Origin of the sequence: Sporosarcina sp. NCCP-2222, from assembly GCF_023168145.1 — a bacterium.
Classification (GTDB): Bacteria; Bacillota; Bacilli; order Bacillales_A; family Planococcaceae; genus Sporosarcina.
The window spans coordinates 65,531-85,629 of record NZ_BQYK01000002.1 but is presented as its reverse complement, the minus strand read 5'-3'; the positions used below and the strand labels follow the sequence as shown (position 1 = coordinate 85,629).

The following is a 20,099-nucleotide window of genomic DNA, read 5'->3' as shown; positions in this document are numbered from 1 at the left end:
AATTCAACAACTTGATGCTATCATGTAGAGTAATAGAAAAGCTACTATAAAGAGGAGGAGTTTTGGGTATGAAATTGGATCATGTCGTATATTTCACACAAAAAAGTCCGGCTGAAGCAGTCCGGCAGCAAGCGGAAGAAGGACGGCATGCTGTTGAAGGGGGCCGCCATGAGAAATGGGGAACGCACAATGCTTTATTATATGCGGGAAATGCGTATGTGGAATGGCTGGCAGTCGAGAAACCAGAGCTTGCCAGTCAAGTTGACCACCCGCTGACGCGTCTGCTGTTGCATGATCTTCCCGATGGCGAAGGTTGGGGGACGCTCTGTCTTTCGGTGGAAGGTATCGAATCGTTTCAGGCAGAAGTTGAAAATAAAGGATTTCAAACGTCGGGAGTATTGGAAGCCCAGCGTCGAACGGCTCGCGGAGAATTGAAAAAGTGGAAGATGCTTTTTATTAAACAGCCGGTCACTGATGAGCTGCCTTATCCGTTTTTCATTAAATGGGACGAGCCGGAAGATGTCCGCATGGAGAAATTAAAAAAAGAAGGCACGCTGCCCTCTGAAAATGAAAAACTGGCCATCCGTGAATGCATCTTTCATGTGCAAGATCCATTAAAAGAAACAGGTGAGTGGGCGGTACTCCTTTCGCAAAAAGTAGGAGACGATCATTCCATCCGTTTGGAAAACGTAAGGTTATCATTTCATCAACGGGATGAGGGGAAAGAAAGATTGGCAGACGTCATCATTGGCAAAACTGAAGCATAAAAGCAGATAACAATTGAAAGGGGCCTTCTATGGATATCTTAGTGGAACATGCAGTGCTCGTCGGAGTAAAAGAAGCGGATGACGAGCATTTCGAATATGAAATGGAAGAACTGAAAAACTTGGCGGAAGCAATTGACGTAACAGTCGTCGGAAGCGTGACACAAAACTTGGAGCGACGCAACCCGACACATTACGTCGGAAAGGGTAAAGTCGATGAAATCCGCCATATGTATGAAGCGACAGAGGCAAACCTTGTTATCTTTAATGATGAACTGGCACCTTCTCAAATCCGAAACTTGGAAGCCGAGTTGGAAGTGAAGGTGATTGACCGTACTATGCTCATCCTTGATATTTTTGCACGGCGTGCCCGTACGCACGAGGCACGAATGCAAGTGGAACTGGCACAATTGCAATATACGCTGCCGCGGCTTGTCGGTTTACGTGCTTCTCTCAGCAGGCAAGGCGGCGGTACAGGCGGCGGTTTCCAGAACAAAGGGGCCGGAGAGACGAAATTGGAGCTCGATCGCCGGAAGATTGAGGACCAAATTGCCAAGCTTCGAAGAGACTTGGAACACGCAAAAGATCAACGGGAAACCCAGCGGAAGCAACGGAAGAAGCGCGGCATCCCGGTCGTTTCCATTGTCGGTTATACAAATGCTGGCAAATCGACTTTGCTGAATCAGTTATTGCTCCGGATGGATGAGTCCAATGCCAAGCAAGTTTTTGAAAAGGATATGCTGTTTGCCACGCTCGATACATCCGTGCGCAAGGTCCGTCTCCAAGATCATAAAGAATTCCTTCTGACAGATACAGTTGGCTTTGTTTCCAAACTGCCACATCACCTCGTCAAGGCATTCCGCTCGACGCTGGAAGAGGCGCGAGAGGCAGATCTTCTCTTGCATGTCGTGGATGTCTCCAATCCGGAACATGATTATATGATGAAAGTGACGGAGCAAACATTGGAAGATGTCGGAGTGGAGAATATACAGACCCTTCATATCTATAACAAATCAGATATGGCGATGATCGAATATCCTCGGGTTCATGGAGATAATGTATGGATTTCGGCTAAAGAAGGCGAAGGTCTGGATGAATTGATTGCATTGATCAAAAAATATATTTTTGATCAGTATATAACATGTAAATTGAGGCTTCCTTTTGATCGGGGCGATCTTGTTTCGTTCCTAAATGAAAAAGCGACTGTCAAACGGACAGAGTATGAGGAAGACGGGACGGTTCTGACGGTTGAAATGCCGGAAGCGCTGAAGTCTCGTTTCGACCCCTATATAATTAGTCATTAATAAAAAAAAGGCACCGCACTGGATCAACCAGTGGCGGTGCCGCTTTTATGATATAAGAGAAAGGGGGGTGGGATATAAAGAGTATACCCTTTTGTGTAGAGAATATACGTGAGTAAGGACTCTTTTAAAAATTTGGGTAAAAAATCCCGAAAAGTGGATAGATTATAAGTCAAATGTAGTAATTTTAATAGATTATGAAACTAATGTTGAAACCTGTCGTATGTAACACAGCAACAAAAATTATCATCCGAAAGGAAGCGTTACATTTGAAGAAATGGTTAAAAGTAATTGGAGCCGGAGTATTGGCATTCTCGCTTGCCGCTTGCGGTAATCAAGCAGAGCCGAAAACAACGGTCGATGCCGAGACAGGCAAGGAAAAGGAAACTACAGATATTAGCAAAATGACAGCTCAAGAAGTATACGAGAAGGCAATGGCAGTCAGCCAAGAGCAAAAGAGCATGCATACGGACATGGATATTGAGCAAGTCATGAAATCTGGCGGCGAGACAGTCAATAGTAAAATTACGTTGAATATGGATGCGGTAGTTGAGCCGATGACGATTCACCAAACAATGAAAATGGATATGGGTGAATACGGCCAGAATGAAATGGAAATGTATATCTCTGAAAAAGAAGTATACATGAACGATCCGGAAACTGGTCAGTGGATCAAGTTCCCTGAAGAATTTGCTGCTGAAATGTTTGAAGAGATGGCCGGTGAAGATCCTACATTAGACATGAAATTATTCAAAGACTACGTAGATGAGTTCAAATTTGAACAGACAGACGACTCTTATATTCTAAAATTAAAAGCGTCTGGCGAAAAGTTTGAAAAGCTCTTGAAACAAATGGAAGAAGATCAAGCAAGCGGAGCGGAAGCGGAAGCAGAAGAAATGACATTGCACGATGTCTACTTTGAAATCTTCATCGACAAAGAAACGTTCTACACAACTGCTTTCAACATGGACATGAGCCTCGATATGGTTATCGATGGGGAAACAGTTAACACAGACCAAAAAGTGAAGGCTGTCATCACGAAAATCAACGAAGTTGAAGTGACAGTTCCACAAGATGTTATTGACAATGCAGTTGATATGAGCGAATTAATGGGTGAATAAAAAAACAGCACTGCCCGACAATAATGTCGTCGGCAGTGCTTTTTTTTATAAAAGAAAGGGGTGGGATGGTAATAGTATTCCCAAGGTGGCGCTCATGTAAACCTATTAGTTTTGAATTCTTATCTTTTGTGAAGAATGGGAGGTGGAAGGGGGACATATAGATGGGATAGCCGAATGCAAGAACAATGCGTTTTCAGTTCAGTGGTGTGTAATCTACAGTTCGCGTTCTTACTTCTTTCTCATTGCCGCAACCTATTTCTCCTCTAATCAAACCTCAGCAGTCAGATGTTAAAATCCCGTCACAAATGCTTCAAACTTCATAACCAAGCGATTTTCCCAACCCTATTCATGTTGGAAAGGGGGCACATTCTTCTTCAGTGATAATCATTTTCAGTTAGAGGTTGACACTCCATTCATTCCTGCTATAATTGAATTTGCAGCTAATTGATAATCGTTTTCATCTGATGTTTCTCAATTAGAAGCAAATATTCGATATCGGGGATTTTATCTTCATGAAGAAACGCTATTTGATCATCGCACTCATTCTGCTCTCATTCCTATCGCTCTTTGTAGGGGTGAGCCATATAACACCGATGGATCTGCTAGATTTTAAGTCGGAGGAAACTGAAATATTCCTGATCAGCCGTTTGCCGAGGCTAGTCGCCATTTTACTCGCCGGCGCCGGTATGAGCATCGCTGGTCTCATCATGCAGCAACTGAGCCGGAATAAGTTTGTTTCGCCAACGACAGCAGGTACTCTCGATGCCACTCGTTTGGGCATACTCGTTTCGATGCTATTATTCACGAACGCTTCCATGCTGGAAAAAATGGCTGTCGCCTTTGCATTTGCACTTGCCGGCACTTTGCTGTTTATGCAAATCCTTGACCGAATCAAGTTCAAGGATGCGATTTTCATTCCGCTGGTCGGTCTAATGTTCGGGAATATTCTATCTTCGATCACAACGTTCTTTGCGTATAAATCGAATGTCATCCAGAATATGTCGGCTTGGCTGCAAGGGGACTTTTCGATGATCATGAAGGGTCGTTATGAGCTTTTATACATAAGCATTCCGGTGCTTATCATTACTTATCTGTATGCCAACCGGTTTACGGTTGCCGGAATGGGCGAAGATTTCTCAAAAAATCTGGGCCTTGCTTACAAACGGATTGTCAACATCGGTTTGATCCTCGTTGCATTAATTACAACGACGGTCGTTTTGACAGTCGGGATGATTCCGTTTCTAGGATTGATCATTCCAAATATCGTTTCGATCTTCAAAGGGGATCACTTGCAAAAAACATTACCGCACACAGCGTTGTTAGGAGCTATTTTCCTGCTAGTTTGTGATATTCTTGGCAGGGTTCTCATTTACCCTTATGAAATATCCATCAGTTTAATGGTCGGAGTAATCGGCAGCGGAATCTTCCTCTATCTGCTATTTAGGAGGAAAGCCTATGCGTAACTCAAATAAAATGATCATTTTAGCATCGCTCGCTGCTCTGTTCTGCGGACTGTATTTATTCCATGAATTGAATGGAAGCTATGATTATGCATTGCCGCGCCGAGGCATCAAGGTACTGGCTATGGCGCTCACTGGAGTGGCGATCGCTTATTCGACCGTCATATTCCAGACGATTACACATAACCGGATCCTCACTCCAAGTATTATGGGATTGGATTCACTCTATATATTGCTTCAAACGGTCGTTATTTTCTTCCTCGGTTCCAGCCATATTACGATTGTGAACCGGCATGTGAATTTTATTTTATCTGTTGCGACCATGGTTGTTTTCGCTTTGATACTCTATCGGTTTTTATTTAAAAGAGGAAAGCAGCCGATTTACTTCTTGTTGCTTGTCGGGATTATTATCGGGACATTCTTCCAGAGCATCTCGACATTCCTTCAAGTGCTAATCGATCCGAATGAGTTCCTTCGGGTGCAGGATAAAATGTTCGCCAGCTTTAATAATGTTAGCGGAGAGCTCGTTTGGTGGGCTTTGGCAATCGTCATTCTCATGTTTCTAATCGGCATGCGGTCGTTCAATGAACTCGATGTCCTTTCGCTAGGAAGGGATACGGCGATTAATTTAGGGGTTTCCTATGACAAAGTCGTCAAACTGATGCTTGTCATTGCGGCTGTACTGATTTCAGTCTCAACAGCGCTTGTTGGCCCTATTACATTTTTCGGTCTCATCGTTGCCAATTTGTCCTATCAGTTTTTCAAGACTTACAAGCATTCGGTCTTGATTGCAGGCGCTTCGATCATGAGTATAATTGCACTGGTCGGCGGTCAATGGGTTGTGGAGCGTGTCTTCACTTTCTCTACTACACTTAGTGTCATTATCAATTTTGTCGGTGGCGTGTACTTTATCTATCTACTGTTAAAGGAGAGTCGATCTTCATGATTCAAGTTCGAGAGCTGTCGAAGTTTTATGGGAAGAAAGCGGTTGTGGAAAAGGTGAATGTCAACATTCATCGAGGTAAAATCACTTCTTTCATCGGTCCGAACGGTGCGGGAAAATCGACACTTCTTTCGATGGTAAGCCGTCTGCTTGATGCAGATACAGGTGAAGTGCTAGTCGACAATGACAACGTGAAGAAAATGAAGTCCAATGATTTTTCAAAGCGGGTGTCAATCCTGCGGCAATCCAACTACATGAATGTCCGGTTGACGATACGTGAGCTTGTCTCCTTCGGCCGTTTCCCTCACTCCAAAGGGCATTTGAATGCCGAGGATATCCGAATCGTCGAGCAAGCGATGGAGTATATGGAATTAATGGATATGCAGTATGCCTATTTGGATGAATTATCAGGCGGGCAACGCCAAAGGGCATTTATTGCCATGGTTATTGCACAGGATACGGATTATATCTTGCTTGACGAACCACTCAACAATCTCGACATGAAGCACTCGGTTCAAATAATGAAGATATTGCGCCGTCTCGTTGAAGACCTTGGAAAAACGGTCGTCATCGTATTACATGATATCAATTTTGCGTCTGTCTATTCCGACCGTATCGTCGCATTAAAGGATGGACGTGTCGTCAAGGATGGTCCAACGGATGAAATCATTAATTCGGATGCATTGAAGGAAATCTACGACATGGATATTCCAATTCAAAAGATGAACAACTGCAATATTTGCGTTTATTTTAACTCATAAAATCAAAAAAGGATGGTTTAGGATGAAAAAGTTTTCAATCACGCTGCTACTTGCAGCACTTATGCTTGTGCTTGCCGCTTGCGGAAGTAAATCAGACGACAAATCGTCATCAAAAGATTCCAATGGTTCTTCAGAGCCTGCACAATCGGAAACAGTTTCTGTCAAACACGAATATGGAGATGTGGAAGTTCCAAAAAATCCTGAAAAAGTTGTCGTATTCGACTTCGGTACTCTCGACACATTGGATGATCTAGGCGTTGAGGTAGCAGGTCTGCCACGTACAAACGTACCAGGTTACCTATCTAAGTACGATGATGACAAGTATACAAACTTAGGAAGCTTGAAAGAACCTGATTTTGAAGCGCTACATGCGTTGAAGCCGGATGTTATCTTCATTTCGGGCCGCCAAGCGGAGTTGTATGACCAGTTTGCTGAAATTGCCCCAACTGTCTATGTGGGCTTAGACACAGCGAACTATATGGAATCGTTCAAACATAATGCGGAATTGATGGGACAGATTTTCGATAAAGAAGATGAAGTGAAAGCAGAGTTGGAAGACATCGACAAGCGTATCGATGCCATTAAGGAAAAGACAACTAGCATGGATTCCAAAGGGCTGATCGTACTTGCTACAGAAGGTAAAGTGAGCGCATACGGACCAAGCTCACGTTTCGGCCTGATCCATGACGTGTTTGGCGTAAAACCGTCAGATGAAAAAATTGAAGTTTCTACTCATGGCCAAAACATTACGTTTGAATACATTCTTGAACAGAATCCAGATATCCTTTACGTGGTCGACCGGGATGCGGCTGTCGGCAATGGAGCAAGCGCAAAAGACTCGATTGAAAATGACCTTGTGAAAAAGACAAATGCTTATAAGAACGGAAAAATCGTCTACTTGAACGGTGAGTACTGGTACTTATCCGGTGGCGGTTTGATTTCAATGAAAGAAATGATTTCGGAAGTAGAAGCAGGACTTTAAAATCTCTGGATCCACCTACCATCTCGGTAGGTGGATCTTTTTTTACCGGAAAATAAGGTAATTTGAAAGCTATTTGTGTTTTCATTACCTTTAGCCGAGCGCGCTGGGAAGACGTCTATGCTACGATAGAAAAAAAGGAGCCGGGAAGAAGGGACGAGGGGTATGGTGGAGTCGGTCGTAGTCAAGGCGTCAACCTTGGAAGAGGCAATTGAGCAGGCGCTTGTAGAACTGAGTTTGAAAAAGAGAAAAGAGATGGATATTGAGTTGCTGACGGAATTGTATGTGCCTGGCCAGCCGGTAGAATTGAAGGCGTTCCGACGTCAACAAACCGATGATTTGGCGAACTGTGAAGGCGTGGCTTTAATGATACATGGCGATGTGGATCGCAGTACTGGAAATATCAGTTCCAGTGGGGATCTTCACATTACAGGCAATGTCCAACCCTCGCTGTTCATTGAATCAGTCGGAAGCATTGAGATCGGAGGCACTGTCCAAAAGGCGATTGTGGAAGGGGAAAGGAAAGTCCAAATCAGAGGGAATGTACTGTCCTCTGCAATTCATGTTGGTGTCCGGGATGCATTGGAAAATGAATTGTCTTTACGGTTGGAAGGGGTCGTCCACTACTTGGAACGGATTGACCGGGCGATCAGTGAAATTCTTGTTGTACGGGACAGGTCTCCTGAGGAGATTGATGCGGCCGAGCTGAACCGTCTCTTCCACTGGATTCTGGAGGAGAAGTTCATTCCCTTCCAGCGGATGAAACAAGAGTTTATTCAAAAGGTGAAAAAACATACATCGCAGCTTTCGGATGATTGGGAGGTTTTAGCAAACCACTTGTACAATGTTTTATCCGATACTGTGAAGTCTGGCGTTCGAAATGCACAGGAGTTTTCGCGGCTTGTGATCGAGGCCAGGCAAATGCATGACCGTCATGCAGAGGATGGGAAGCTCGATTCCCTTCTGGAGTTGCCCTATGCCCTTAACAGTGTACTCACTTGCAATGGAACAATTATGGTGACAGACAGAGGTCTTTGCAACTGTTCGGTATCCGCTAGGAGAGATGTATATGTGGAAGGCATCTGCAGGGGTGGTGAGATGTATGCCGATCAAAAAATTTCGGTTCTAGAATCCGGATCGGCGACGGGCGGGAAGACAGTTTTAAAAACGAGTGAGTCAGGCACAATTACCATTGGATTAGCGAGAACCGGCACGGAACTTTGGGTAGGTACCGAATGTCATTTGGTAGAGAAGGACCAGATCGGAATTTTTGCACGAATGGTGGATGGGAAGCTGATTGTATAAGCATGAATACGGAGGGGAAGACCATCTTCTAGAATGAAAAGGAGTCTCGTTGGAAAAAATCTTCTTGTGAAGTTGTGAATCTCGAACTATAATTACACGTGTCAAGACACTTACAAGCGAGGAGATTTTTTCACTTGAAAACAACAAAGAAATTATCCCGTAACCGGCTATTAGCCATTGCCGGAACGGGTTGGATGTTTGATGCAATGGATGTGGGGATCTTGTCCTTTGTCATTGCAGCAGTAGCGGTGGAGTGGCATTTATCCCCGGCGGAGATGGGCTGGATCGGCAGTGTCAACTCGATCGGGATGGCGGTCGGCGCATTTGTGTTTGGTTTGCTGGCTGATCGGATCGGCCGGAAGTCAGTATTCATGATGACCCTCGTCCTCTTTTCCGTGGCGAGCGGATTGTCGGCCCTCACTTCCACGCTGCTTATCTTTTTAGTTCTCAGGTTTCTGGTAGGAGCAGGGCTTGGTGGAGAATTGCCGGTCGCCTCAACTTTAGTATCTGAAAGTGTAAAGGCGCATGAAAGGGGCAGGGTGGTCGTTCTGCTGGAAAGCTTTTGGGCGGTCGGTTGGCTAATTGCCGCGTTGATTGCTTACTTTATCATCCCGGAATTTGGCTGGCGGGTGGCGTTAGTAATAACGGCTCTACCAGCATTCTACGCAATTTACCTGCGTAGAAACTTGCCGGACTCCCCGAAGTTTGAGTTAGACGGAAAGCCAAAACAATCTGTGTGGTTTAAAATCAAATCTATTTGGACGAAGCCCTATAGTCGCCGGACGCTCATGCTGTGGATCGTCTGGTTCACCGTTGTTTTTTCCTATTATGGGATGTTCTTATGGCTGCCGAGCGTCATGGTCCTAAAAGGATTTGATATGATCAAAAGCTTCGGCTATGTTCTCTTGATGACACTGGCTCAACTGCCAGGATACTTCACGGCCGCTTGGCTGATTGAACGGGCAGGAAGGAAATTTGTGCTGGCCACCTATCTTCTAGGAACAGCTGCGAGTGCTTTCTTCTTCGGCAATGCCGATCATCTTGTCTGGCTGCTCACCTCGGGCGCATTCCTGTCGTTTTTCAATTTGGGTGCATGGGGCGCATTGTATGCCTATTCTCCCGAGCAATATCCGACAGAAGTACGGGCCACGGGTTCCGGGATGGCCGCTGCGGTAGGAAGGATCGGCGGCATCTTCGGCCCGTTGCTTGTCGGCTGGCTGTTGACCGCAGGCTACGATTTTGGAGTCATCTTCTCCATTTTCTGCGGTGCCATACTAATTGGTGTTATCGCGGTACTGGCGCTAGGAACGGAAACGAAACAAATGGAACTGGAATAAAGGAGCCGCCTGGGAGCGGCTCTTTTTTGTGGAGTGGATCTGATAGTATGTTGTAAACAGCCATGCGCAGCGGCTGAAGGGAGTGGCGCTATGCTTTCGGCAGGGGGGAAGCCCGCGCATAAACGGTGCCACCCGCGCATATCAGGAGGATATTTGCGCATAAAGCAGCCAGATTAACGCCGTGCATAACCGTGCCCCTAAATCAAAACACTCCATGTAAGGAAAATCTCCACCCCAACAAATCAATCCAAATTGTTATCACTTGTATCCACCCCAACTTTCTAGCAAACTGGTACTTAGTTTTACTGTATAAGGAGAATCAGATGAAATTAATTAAGAAGATCGCGAAAGAGAGTATCTTGCTTTTTGTCTGTTATGTGTTTGTCAGTTTGTTCATTGAAGATTTGACAGAGTTTCTGGAAGTGCGACAAGAATCAAAAGGTGAGCAGACGGAGGCGATGGTGTACGGCAAGACAGGCGTGAAGGATTTGTTCGGTGATCTGGATTATATTGCAACGCTGCAAATGATGGATCAATGGAGAAATCCGATTAAGCTGGATCCGGGAACGTTTGTCCAGTTGACGAAGGAACAGTTCGATGCAGTGGAAGTATACGAAACTATTCCGGTTTATCAAATCGGGAAAAGTTTCTACAGTGATTTGGATATAAAGGGCTCCTTCAGTGAGTTTCCGATTTTCTTGCTCGTCTGGTCGGTCTATCCACTGGGTTACCTCTTGTATATATTGTTCAAAATACCGGCATTCAATCGGTGGTTGGATCGTCAAGACAAGCTGTTCAACATTTTTTCTCCATACATTTTTCTGGGCGTTATCGCGATCGGTCTCTTGTACTCCTACTGGACAGCGATTCTGGTCATTCAAAACGTCGCAGAGAGGTTTGCAACTGGTGAGCAAGTGGAGACAGTTGCTGAAGTCGGTGATATGTATTATGAGAGAAGAAGCAACCGGTACGAAAATAGAATTTATTACTTGATGCTAACATTTGAAACGAAGGAAGGCGAACGAATAATTGTTAGTAAAGAAGTGACGGGGTCAGTTTACAACAAGCAGGACGGCACACTCCCAATCCGTTATATGAAAGATAACCCGTACAATGTGTTTGTATCGAAGATCGATACCATGAGTGTATTTCAACTCGCTTTTAATTCTCGGATGATGATTTATTACGTAACGATTGTCTTGACATGGCTGGTCGGCTTAACTTTCATCATGATGCGACGAAAAAGGCGGACGGGTTCCTACTACAAAGGCGAGCGGCCGCTGAAGCTGAAGTATCAGAAACAACAGTCGCACAAGGAACGTCCAAAATTAAACACCAAGTCGGAGAAACGTCAACAAAACTCGACGCACAGCCGAAATGCCAAACGCCTTAAAAAACGGTAAGCGCGGAACAGGACTCTATGATTCATCTCAGAGGGAACGGGTAAAGATAATAGATTACTCTGACTGAAGAATAGGAGGGAGCAGATTGAACAAACGGATTACATTTCTCCTGCTCGTCTTCGCATTGGTCTTGAGTCTGGCCGCCTGCAGCAATAAAACTGATGAGTCGGACTCCTCGAAGGGCGGCAACACATCAAAAGACGAACAGTCCGATGCGGGCCAACAGGAAGACAGCAAGGAAACAGGTGTGAAGAATGACTTGACGATCGGTTTGACGATGGATGAATTTGAGGAGGCGTTCAATGCCAATGCAGAAAGGCGTAAACTCCCCGTTACAATTAAGGAGTATGAATGGCAGGAGAGTGACGATACGCGGACGGCATCCATCCAATTGGATAAAGATGTTCTGCTGAGTGTCATTGAAATGCCTAAAAACAAGGAAATTAAAGCGATCAAGTTGGAGCTTGAGGGTATTGAGGCACCCCGAGAGGATGCGAATGTACTCATAGAGACCGTCATTGAATCCGTCCAACCGGAATTAAATGATGAGGAGAAACAGCGCATTATGGATGAAGTGTATCCTCTCAAGGAAGAGACTTCCGAAGCGTTCGAGCGGACGAATCGGGAATCTTATTGGGAAGACTTCCATTACATTCTTCGATATGAGCAGTCGAATTGGTATGAGTTTATCGTAGCTAACCGAGAAGATACGTAGTTTTCGAAGGACTAAGACAGACCCCTGTGTAAGGGGTCTTTTTCCATTTTGAAACTTCTACCTGCCTTCTTTCGTAATAAAAAGAAGGGGGTTATTCCAATGGCAAAAGAAACTTTTCAAGTGAGCATATCGCCTAGAGAGGCGAGAGATTTGATCGAAAATGAAATATTGCAGCGCAACATTAGCGGTACACTGGTTGACAGTTATTCCCGCCAGGTCGGCGAGTATGAAATGCATGTGCTGATCATGGAAAAATATTATATGCGGTCCAATAATCGGGCTTCTGTCACGTCAACCATTGATAATTTTGAAGGCGTGACGACTGTTCATGTGGTGGCGGCTGGAAGTTCGGAAGGTGTGTTCTTCCGTTTTGACTGGGGCGCGGGCAGTAATTTCGCGAATAGCGTCGCCAGAGCGCTTGCGCCTCACCGGATCGGAGGGGAAGATCGTTTTGATTTCTGAAGTGATGGGAAAGTTCGTAGAGGAGCCGCTCACGAGCTTTGAAATATTGCGAGATAAAGAACGGCTTGTTGCGGAAGTTCTGGTGAACGGAGACACGTTTTATTTAAAAGGTGAAAAAATCGAGAAACCATTCCTTGAGAGGCTAATTGCCTTTATCCGAGAGGCGAGCATGTCCGGCTTGCCGTATATCGGACCGGAAAAAACATTAGACGGGGCAGATTATGTGGAGCGCGAGGGCTTGCTGTTCATCCTCGAACGAAAAGGCAAAGGGGCAGAAGTGGAAGGAATCAATCTACGGCAAATAGAAGAGATCGCCTGTTTAACGGGGAAGGAACATGCGCTTTCCCTCTCCAAAGAGCTGCGGCTTGGCAGGGGGACTTCCTGGGGAATGTTCGGCGGCAATGCGACTGATGCGCTTGGCGATTACGACGAAAATGAATTATGCTTTCTGGACTTGATGAAGGCGCTTGAGGAGAATGGCTCCTTTCCCGAGGAACAGGAGTTGATTCGCAGCCTGTATGAATCAAGGCGGGCGGCACTCCACCAAGTTTGGGACGATCTGCCAATTGGAGCGACGCAAGGTGATCTGGCGCCTTATAATATGCTTTTTGATGGCAATCGGATATCTGCTGTGTATGATTATAATATTGCGGGAGATGAGCGCTTGGTTAACGATAGTGTAGCGAGCGCTATCTATCTCGCCTGGCATTATGAAGGATTCAAAGGGGATGAATCCGAAGAAGCGCGTTATGAAGCCTTCTTGGCGGCCTACACGAAAGAGCGGCCCTTTACGGAGCTTGAATTACAGGTCATCCCCGATTTGGTCTCGGTCATCCGGCCTTTCCGGTATGACCGAGTAGAGGAAGGGATTGAACAGATTAAACAGGGCGATGGAAAGCAATTTATCGAGGAGACGATTTCTTTATTACAATCCTGAAAGGGAGTGATCTGATGTTCCGGATACCTGAATCGGTTGCGGAGCTTGGGCGGAAGCGAATCGAAGGCTTTCCTGTGGAAGGGTTCGTTTACGGAGAAGGACCGCAAAACCCCGAAATTATGCTCATTGGCGAAGCGCCGGGGGAGTTTGAAATCGTGGATGGCATCCCGTTTATCGGGCGAGCGGGCAAAGAACTCATGAAATCACTTGCGACAATCGGTTTGACTCGAGAAGACGTCTACATAACGAGTGCTGTCCGCAGCAGGCCCTATAAGTGGGGAACAAAAAAGGAGCGAGATGGCACGGTTGTGAAACGGAAGTACAACCGGCCTCCCACGCAGAAGGAAATCATCGCCCATGCCCCCGTGTTGGATTATGAGCTGACGCATGTGCAGCCGAAACTCATTGTAACCCTTGGTAATGTCGGGTTGCAGCGTCTGCTCGGGAAAGAGGCGAAAGTGACCGAATTGCACGGACAGCTGATCACTGGGCCAATCCGCCATTTAGAAAGTTTAGATGGCAGTACATTTGGATGGACGGAGAAAACATACTCGATTGTCCCGACATTCCATCCGGCCTCCATCTTTTACCGGCCTTCGCACCGTCCTGCACTGGAGGCGGACTGGCTGGAAATCGGACGACTTTTGGAAGGACGCTAATCAATGAAGACATATAAGAGAGTCCTAATCATTGGCAGCAGTGGGGCGGGGAAGTCGACGCTGTCAAAGGAGCTAGCAGGGAAGATGGATCTGCCGGTCCTTCATTTAGATGCTCTATTTTGGAATAAAGGCTGGACGCCTACCCCCAAGGCTGAATTCCGCGCAGCCTTGCAAAAGGAGCTGGAGAAACCCGAGTGGATCATCGATGGCAATTTCAATTCTACGATCGAAATGCGGGCTCAGTATGCAGATTTGGTAATCTTTCTCGATTTCCCGAATTGGCTCTGTCTCGCCCGGATATTGAAACGACGATGGATGTACAGGGGAAAGACGCGTCCTGACATGGGGGAAGGATGTCCTGAAAAAGTGGATTGCGAATTCATCAAGTTCATCTGGACCTATCCAAAGAAAAAACGTCCCGGCGTCCTCGAGATGCTGGGTCGTTGCAATGCGGATATTCTCATTTTGAAGAATCCTGCTGAGCAGAAGAAGTGGCTCCAAAATCTGAAAGAGATCGGGTGAATGCAGTGGAAAAAGAAGTACATGCCAAAGGTTCAATGAAAGAATTCTTTAGCTTGCTCAAACAGTTAGATTGGCCGAAGGGAAAAACAGCGCTGGCACTCACCCTCGCATTGTTTTCAACAATTGCGAGCCTCGCAGTCCCACTTGTCACAAGGGAGCTTGTCGATTCACTGACACAAGCGTCCTTCACCTGGCAGACCGGGGCTTTCCTGTTTGTCGTTTTCATCTTGCAGGCTGTGCTCGGCGGGGTCTCATTCTATTTGCTGGCCTATATTGGGGAGACCATTGTCGCTGACCTCAGGGGCAGGCTTTGGGCGAAGATCCTAAGGCTACCAGTCTCCTATTATGATGACAATGAGACCGGAGAAACAATGAGCCGGATTACACAAGATACGACAATGTTGAAGACGCTTGTGTCTGATCATATGGTCAGTTTTATTACAGGCATCATCTCGATTATCGGGGCGGTCGCCATTTTGCTATTCCTTGATTGGAAAATGACGCTCATTATGTTGATTAGCGTGCCTGTCAGCTTTGCAATCATTCTGCCGCTTGGCCGGATTATGCATAAAATTGCAAAGGCGACGCAAGGAGAAATGGCGAAGTTTTCGGGCCACTTAGGACGTGTGCTAGGGGAAATTCGTTTAGTGAAGGCGTATCGTGCGGAACCGGCTGAGGAGGAGAATGGACGGAAGGCGATTCGTTCGCTCTTTTCTTTCGGTTTGAAAGAAGCGAAAATCCAGGCGATCATTTCGCCTGTCATGACGCTCGTCATGATGGGCATCCTCGTCGTCATTCTTGGCTATGGCGGAGCACAAGTGTCGCGGGGAGACTTAACTGCCGGAACACTCGTAGCGATCATCTTCCTTATGTTCCAGATCATCATGCCGTTTGCCCAGATGGCGCAAGTCTTTACCATCTTCCAGAAAGCTGTCGGCGCTACGGACCGGATTCAGCAAATCTTGCAGATGGAGAGCGAGCCGGCTGATGGAACGCAATTGGCGGTAGACGGGGCCATACAATTTGATGGCGTCAGCTTCTCTTATGAATCCGGAAAGGAAGTGCTGAAAGGGGTCTCGTTCAACGCGGCACCCGGGACAGTTACAGCATTTGTCGGGCCAAGCGGTGGCGGGAAGACGACGATCTTTTCGATAATTGAACGGTTCTATTCTCCGACAGAAGGGGAAGTACGGCTTGGCGCCCTTCCGATTCATGATATGTCACTCTCTGAATGGAGAAAGAAAATAGGATATGTGTCTCAGGAAAGTCCGTTGTTAAGCGGAACAATCATTGACAACATCGCCTATGGACTGGATCAGCGGCCATCTCTTGAAGAAGTACGGAAAGCGGCAGAAGCGGCCAATGCGCTTGCATTCATTGAGGAAATGCCAGATGGGTTCGATACACTTGTAGGTGAGCGAGGCATGAAACTCTCGGGCGGCCAGCGCCAACGTATTGCGATTGCACGTGCACTGCTTCATAATCCGGAAATCCTGCTACTCGATGAAGCGACCTCCAATTTGGACAGCGGCTCTGAAACGCATGTACAGGAAGCACTCCAGCGTTTGATGGAAGGGCGGACGACATTGATCATCGCCCACCGTTTGGCGACAGTCATCCATGCGGATCAGCTCATTTTTCTGGAAGCCGGCCAGATTACCGGAATTGGAACGCACGAGGAATTGGCAGCGAAGCATGCCTTATATAGGGAGTTTGCCGAAGGGCAAGGGCTGTTTGCGTAAAAAATATAGATTTGTTACTTTATCATCTGAATAGAAAAGCTAAGGTATATGAAAAATGTACACCCCTAATTTTAGGCGTGTACATTTTTCATTAATGGGCGACTGCTTTTAATCATTCTTCTTAAGCCAACTGCCTATTATTTCATCGAAAAAGAGTCTTGGTGCTGATTGTTGTTGATCATCCTGCAGATGGCTTTTGGCGACGGCTATCATATTTAGCTTGGGCACTATAAAAATATATTGCCCATATAGGCCATTAGCATAATAGTAGTCAATTGGGTTGATAGTGCTTTTATAAGTCCATAGCTGATACCCATAGCCGGCTGTACCTTCTCTTTCGGTTTCAAACTGTTTATATGGAGTTTTCGCTTGATGTAGCCAGTTGGAAGAAATGATCTGTTTTGAATTAAATCGTCCTTCCTTTAAAAACAATAATCCTATCTTCACCATATCCTCCACGTTTAAAGAGAGACTAAAACCACCCCCGTTAATTCCTTGCGGGTCCTTTACCCAAATATATTTATGTATTCCTAATGGATAGAATAAGTGTCTTTCAGCAAATGCCGCGGTCGTAAATCCAGAGATCTTCTGTATGATTGCGCTTAGCAGATGAGAGTCCCCTGAATTATACTGAAAGGTGGAACCAGGTTCATGTGTTATGGGTTGTTCAACTATAAATTTGATCCGATTTTTTGATCCTTGAAATTGTCCTGCCTGTAACCCGGAAGTCATGGTGAGCAAATGGAAGATCGTAATTTCTCTCTTTTGTGGATCCTTAAGCGCATCTAGGTCTGGAAAATAGTTTTGGATGGGTTCATGAATATCTTTAATCATCCCTTTGTCCACCATAATTCCAATTAAGATAGAGACTATACTCTTGGTGATCGAATACACTTTAGCCGGTTTTTCTGCAATTTTTTTATTCTTCAAGTATTCGAAGATCCGGTTTTCCCCTTGATGAATGATAAAAGCTTCAATTTTAATGCTTTTAAGTTTTTTCTCTAACTCAATAAAGGATGCTTCATTCAAATCGTTTTCCCCCTTCCAAAACACTGCTAACTGATCTCCATTTCCGGTTCTTTTAAAGGGATGACACTAGCTATTAACTAGTATAAATACATTCTGGTTCACACTTTTCCATTTAGGGTATCGTGAGATAAGGGCTGTTTAGTTTGAATTGACAGGGAAACGGGATGCGTTCTTTTTCATTTTGGAGCGGGCAGCTTCCTCCAGGTCAATTCCAAGTGCCTCCGCAAATTGCAAAAGGTAAATGAACACATCGGCTGCTTCATCAGCGATTTCATCTTTCCGCAACGCAATGGCGTCTTCCGGAGCTTGCCACTGGAAATGCTCCAGCAGTTCACTCGCCTCAAGCGATATAGAAATGGCAAGGTTTCGTGCATCGTGATTGCCTGTCCAGCCCCGTTCATCTGTGAATTGACGGATTTCTTTTTGCAGTTGTTTCATACTCAACACCCCTTTATGTTTTCTTTGAGTATACGTGAAATATTTCCCATAATGAAGTTGAATATTTTCGTCGCGATCATGACATTGGATGATTGGAGTGGAGAAGTTGTACAAGCCAATTGATAAAGATTTTTTTAAACTGCCTGTTTTACAGCTTGCGCACGAGCTGGTCGGACAGTACATCGTTCACGAACGACCGGAGGGCTTGCTTGTTGTGCGAATCGTAGAAACCGAAGCGTACCATGGCCCAGAGGACCGGGCGGCACATAGTTTTGGCAACCGCCGGACGAAACGAACGGAAGTCATGTTTGGTGAGCCCGGCATGGTCTACACATATCAGATGCATACCCATACGCTGATGAACGTAGTCAGCGGTCCTCTCGGAACACCGCATGCAGTATTGATCCGCGCGGGTGAGCCGGTGGAAGGACTGGAGTGGATGAAGGAGAACCGGGGGGAACACTTGCGGATGATTGATTGGACAAACGGACCGGGAAAGCTGTCGAAGGCACTCGGTGTGACAATGAAATATTACGGTCATCACTGGGGGGATGAACCGCTTTTCATTTCCGAAGGGCCGGGAGCGCAGCGGGTTGAAAGCGGTCCCCGCGTCGGCATCGGAAACTCGGGAGAAGCGGTTCATTATCCTTGGCGTTTCTATGAAAAAGACAATCCGTACGTGTCGAAGTACCGTCCTTGAGTTTATTCCCTTATCCTGAAGGGAATAGACAAAAGTGAGACATTAGCATATTCTGAAGGAGAGTGGAATCAAATGGCAAAGATTGCTACAGTACTGACGAATCTATTCGAGGACTCGGAATATACGGAACCGGCGTCCGCTTACAAAGAAGCGGGACATGACGTCGTTACAATTGAAAAAGAAGCGGGCAAGGAAGTAAAAGGCAAGCAAGGTCAAGCGACTGTAAAGATTGATAAAGGAATTGATGAAGTCAATCCGGATGACTTTGATGCTTTGTTCATCCCGGGCGGCTTTTCGCCGGATCAGCTTCGCGCTGATGATCGCTTCGTCCAATTTGCGAAGCGTTTCATGGACGACAAGAAACCGGTATTCGCCATTTGCCATGGCCCACAATTGCTTATCACAGCGAAAACGCTGGAAGGACGAGATGCGACAGGCTATAAATCCATCCAAGTCGATATGGAATACGCCGGCGCCAAATTTGCGGACAAAGAAGTAGTCGTCTGCCAAAACCAGCTAGTGACAAGCCGGACACCTGATGACATTCCGGCGTTCGTCCGTGAATCTGTGAAACTGCTTGAAAAATAAAACAAAAACCCGTGCAAACGGGTTTTTTGTTTTGCCTTCTAGGTTGCTATAGAGGTATATGAGATAGCAGCCGAGTATGATTGGCTAATGAAATCAACACGTAAAGATGTGTTTATTACCACTTGGCAAGGGTCTGCTATTCCTGCCTTTGCAGAGCGTATGATTCTGAGAGGTATCTTTTCTTAACCATGTAGATCCCTTTTCATGTATCGGTCAAAACTAACGGCAAGCAACACAATCGTCATAACAAGCATTCCAACTATATTCAGCCAATTCATTTCCTCAATCGGCAATTTAGATACATAACCGAATGGCGTCAATTTCTCCATCCAGCCGGGCAACTGGAATAATCCTCCGAAATAAATCACGACAAAAGAGTACAGAACATAGAGCCAGACAAGAAAGTTCTTCTTTCCGTAAAAACCAATAAGACATGCGCTTATAGCGATGAGAATCATCAACGCTGGCAGATGTGCAAAACTTACACCGAGCAAAGTACCAAGAGAAAACGGATCTTCCATCACGGTCTGGCTTGCTATCCATAGGCCGATTGAGGAAAGACCTAGCATTATTATCCCGTTGAAAAGAGCTACAATAAGATATGAAGCCATCAGCATTCTCTTGGAGACCGCTCTGCTTAATACAAGGTCCAAACGGGATTTGTTTTCTTCTGATTGGAGCTTGTTAAGTGCTAAAAGAGCCGGAATGGAGCTGATTAACGCTAGGACAACCATAAGCATAGGAAGAAATTGAGCTGCCAGAGTGCTGCCTGAATCGCTAATTAGCATACTCGTTAGCATTTCATTGGTTGCAAAGAAATCTTCCAAATCACCTAGAATGGAGCCATAGGCTAATCCTAATACGAGCATCCCTACTCCCCATGACCAAAAGGCGGTTCGTTGTAAACGCCATGCGAGTCCAAGTGGCTGTCTT

General features: G+C 45.8%; 20 protein-coding genes and 1 pseudogene. 18 read left to right on the top strand and 3 right to left on the bottom strand.

Annotated elements, in window-relative coordinates:
• The first annotated feature begins 68 nt into the window (after positions 1–68).
• The 16 genes from NCCP2222_RS04280 to NCCP2222_RS04205 all read left to right on the top strand — a co-directional run bounded on the left by NCCP2222_RS04280 (position 69) and on the right by NCCP2222_RS04205 (position 16,411).
• Complete coding sequence (locus NCCP2222_RS04280; RefSeq protein ID WP_248509933.1) at positions 69–767, top strand: VOC family protein; 699 nt, start codon at positions 69–71, stop codon at positions 765–767.
• A gap of 29 nt (positions 768–796) precedes the next feature.
• Positions 797–2,068 (top strand): GTPase HflX, encoded by a 1,272-nt coding sequence (gene hflX / locus NCCP2222_RS04275; protein WP_248509932.1) that lies wholly within the window; start codon positions 797–799, stop codon positions 2,066–2,068.
• Positions 2,069–2,334: 266 nt separating this feature from the next.
• Positions 2,335–3,186, top strand: a complete 852-nt coding sequence (locus NCCP2222_RS04270; RefSeq protein WP_248509931.1) for a DUF6612 family protein — start codon at positions 2,335–2,337, stop codon at positions 3,184–3,186.
• A gap of 512 nt (positions 3,187–3,698) precedes the next feature.
• Entirely contained in the window at positions 3,699–4,649 is a 951-nt protein-coding gene (locus NCCP2222_RS04265) for an ABC transporter permease (protein WP_248509930.1), read from the top strand.
• Entirely contained in the window at positions 4,642–5,592 is a 951-nt protein-coding gene (locus tag NCCP2222_RS04260) for an iron chelate uptake ABC transporter family permease subunit (RefSeq protein ID WP_248509928.1), read from the top strand. Before NCCP2222_RS04265 ends, NCCP2222_RS04260 begins: the two co-directional genes overlap by 8 nt.
• A complete protein-coding gene (locus NCCP2222_RS04255; RefSeq protein ID WP_248509923.1) occupies positions 5,589–6,350 on the top strand; it encodes an iron ABC transporter ATP-binding protein in 762 nt (253 codons plus the stop codon). Before NCCP2222_RS04260 ends, NCCP2222_RS04255 begins: the two co-directional genes overlap by 4 nt.
• Positions 6,351–6,372: 22 nt before the next feature.
• Positions 6,373–7,332 carry a siderophore ABC transporter substrate-binding protein gene (locus NCCP2222_RS04250; RefSeq protein WP_248509922.1) on the top strand — a complete coding sequence of 320 codons (960 nt, stop codon included), beginning with the start codon at positions 6,373–6,375 and terminating at the stop codon, positions 7,330–7,332.
• Between the two features lie 162 nt (positions 7,333–7,494).
• A complete protein-coding gene (locus tag NCCP2222_RS04245) occupies positions 7,495–8,634 on the top strand; it encodes a FapA family protein (RefSeq protein WP_248509921.1) in 1,140 nt (379 codons plus the stop codon).
• Between the two features lie 194 nt (positions 8,635–8,828).
• Positions 8,829–9,971, top strand: a complete 1,143-nt coding sequence (locus NCCP2222_RS04240; RefSeq protein ID WP_282570672.1) for an MFS transporter — start codon at positions 8,829–8,831, stop codon at positions 9,969–9,971.
• A 323-nt stretch (positions 9,972–10,294) separates the two neighbouring features.
• Complete coding sequence (locus NCCP2222_RS04235; protein ID WP_248509919.1) at positions 10,295–11,374, top strand: hypothetical protein; 1,080 nt, start codon at positions 10,295–10,297, stop codon at positions 11,372–11,374.
• Between the two features lie 85 nt (positions 11,375–11,459).
• On the top strand, positions 11,460–12,089 hold the full coding sequence (locus tag NCCP2222_RS04230) for a hypothetical protein (RefSeq protein ID WP_248509918.1): 630 nt from the start codon (positions 11,460–11,462) through the stop codon (positions 12,087–12,089).
• Positions 12,090–12,188: 99 nt separating this feature from the next.
• The gene (locus NCCP2222_RS04225; protein ID WP_248509917.1) at positions 12,189–12,551 is read left to right on the top strand and encodes a DUF6054 family protein; all 363 of its coding nucleotides are present in this window, start codon (positions 12,189–12,191) and stop codon (positions 12,549–12,551) included.
• The gene (locus NCCP2222_RS04220) at positions 12,541–13,488 is read left to right on the top strand and encodes a phosphotransferase enzyme family protein (RefSeq protein WP_248509915.1); all 948 of its coding nucleotides are present in this window, start codon (positions 12,541–12,543) and stop codon (positions 13,486–13,488) included. Before NCCP2222_RS04225 ends, NCCP2222_RS04220 begins: the two co-directional genes overlap by 11 nt.
• A 14-nt stretch (positions 13,489–13,502) precedes the next feature.
• Positions 13,503–14,147, top strand: a complete 645-nt coding sequence (locus NCCP2222_RS04215; RefSeq protein ID WP_248509913.1) for a uracil-DNA glycosylase — start codon at positions 13,503–13,505, stop codon at positions 14,145–14,147.
• Positions 14,148–14,150: 3 nt separating this feature from the next.
• Positions 14,151–14,669 carry an AAA family ATPase gene (locus tag NCCP2222_RS04210; RefSeq protein ID WP_248509912.1) on the top strand — a complete coding sequence of 173 codons (519 nt, stop codon included), beginning with the start codon at positions 14,151–14,153 and terminating at the stop codon, positions 14,667–14,669.
• A gap of 35 nt (positions 14,670–14,704) precedes the next feature.
• On the top strand, positions 14,705–16,411 hold the full coding sequence (locus NCCP2222_RS04205; protein WP_248510827.1) for an ABC transporter ATP-binding protein: 1,707 nt from the start codon (positions 14,705–14,707) through the stop codon (positions 16,409–16,411).
• Positions 16,412–16,519: 108 nt separating this feature from the next.
• Here NCCP2222_RS04205 and NCCP2222_RS04200 read toward each other — a convergent pair whose 3' ends face one another.
• Positions 16,520–17,440: a serine hydrolase domain-containing protein gene (locus tag NCCP2222_RS04200; protein WP_248509911.1), complete on the bottom strand. Its 921-nt coding sequence runs from the start codon at positions 17,438–17,440 to the stop codon at positions 16,520–16,522.
• 138 nt (positions 17,441–17,578) lie between these two features.
• Entirely contained in the window at positions 17,579–17,878 is a 300-nt protein-coding gene (locus NCCP2222_RS04195; RefSeq protein ID WP_248509910.1) for a nucleotide pyrophosphohydrolase, read from the bottom strand.
• 106 nt (positions 17,879–17,984) lie between these two features.
• On the opposite strand from NCCP2222_RS04195, the gene NCCP2222_RS04190 reads away from it, so the two are divergent.
• A complete protein-coding gene (locus NCCP2222_RS04190; protein ID WP_248510826.1) occupies positions 17,985–18,578 on the top strand; it encodes a DNA-3-methyladenine glycosylase in 594 nt (197 codons plus the stop codon).
• A 72-nt stretch (positions 18,579–18,650) separates the two neighbouring features.
• The gene (locus NCCP2222_RS04185; protein ID WP_248509909.1) at positions 18,651–19,166 is read left to right on the top strand and encodes a type 1 glutamine amidotransferase domain-containing protein; all 516 of its coding nucleotides are present in this window, start codon (positions 18,651–18,653) and stop codon (positions 19,164–19,166) included.
• 182 nt (positions 19,167–19,348) lie between these two features.
• Here NCCP2222_RS04185 and NCCP2222_RS04180 read toward each other — a convergent pair.
• A pseudogene (locus NCCP2222_RS04180) lies at positions 19,349–20,099 on the bottom strand (ABC transporter permease); the annotation flags it as partial.

Bases quoted from the DNA above. Each gene is read 5' to 3' on its own strand.
- NCCP2222_RS04280 (WP_248509933.1), top strand. From the start codon at position 69: ATGAAATTGGATCATGTCGTATATTTCACACAAAAAAGTCCGGCTGAA.
- hflX (WP_248509932.1), top strand. From the start codon at position 797: ATGGATATCTTAGTGGAACATGCAGTGCTCGTCGGAGTAAAAGAAGCG.
- NCCP2222_RS04265 (WP_248509930.1), top strand. From the start codon at position 3,699: ATGAAGAAACGCTATTTGATCATCGCACTCATTCTGCTCTCATTCCTA.
- NCCP2222_RS04260 (WP_248509928.1), top strand. From the start codon at position 4,642: ATGCGTAACTCAAATAAAATGATCATTTTAGCATCGCTCGCTGCTCTG.
- NCCP2222_RS04255 (WP_248509923.1), top strand. From the start codon at position 5,589: ATGATTCAAGTTCGAGAGCTGTCGAAGTTTTATGGGAAGAAAGCGGTT.
- NCCP2222_RS04250 (WP_248509922.1), top strand. From the start codon at position 6,373: ATGAAAAAGTTTTCAATCACGCTGCTACTTGCAGCACTTATGCTTGTG.
- NCCP2222_RS04245 (WP_248509921.1), top strand. From the start codon at position 7,495: ATGGTGGAGTCGGTCGTAGTCAAGGCGTCAACCTTGGAAGAGGCAATT.
- NCCP2222_RS04240 (WP_282570672.1), top strand. From the start codon at position 8,829: ATGTTTGATGCAATGGATGTGGGGATCTTGTCCTTTGTCATTGCAGCA.
- NCCP2222_RS04235 (WP_248509919.1), top strand. From the start codon at position 10,295: ATGAAATTAATTAAGAAGATCGCGAAAGAGAGTATCTTGCTTTTTGTC.
- NCCP2222_RS04225 (WP_248509917.1), top strand. From the start codon at position 12,189: ATGGCAAAAGAAACTTTTCAAGTGAGCATATCGCCTAGAGAGGCGAGA.
- NCCP2222_RS04215 (WP_248509913.1), top strand. From the start codon at position 13,503: ATGTTCCGGATACCTGAATCGGTTGCGGAGCTTGGGCGGAAGCGAATC.
- NCCP2222_RS04210 (WP_248509912.1), top strand. From the start codon at position 14,151: ATGAAGACATATAAGAGAGTCCTAATCATTGGCAGCAGTGGGGCGGGG.
- NCCP2222_RS04205 (WP_248510827.1), top strand. From the start codon at position 14,705: ATGAAAGAATTCTTTAGCTTGCTCAAACAGTTAGATTGGCCGAAGGGA.
- NCCP2222_RS04195 (WP_248509910.1), bottom strand. From the start codon at position 17,878: ATGAAACAACTGCAAAAAGAAATCCGTCAATTCACAGATGAACGGGGC.
- NCCP2222_RS04185 (WP_248509909.1), top strand. From the start codon at position 18,651: ATGGCAAAGATTGCTACAGTACTGACGAATCTATTCGAGGACTCGGAA.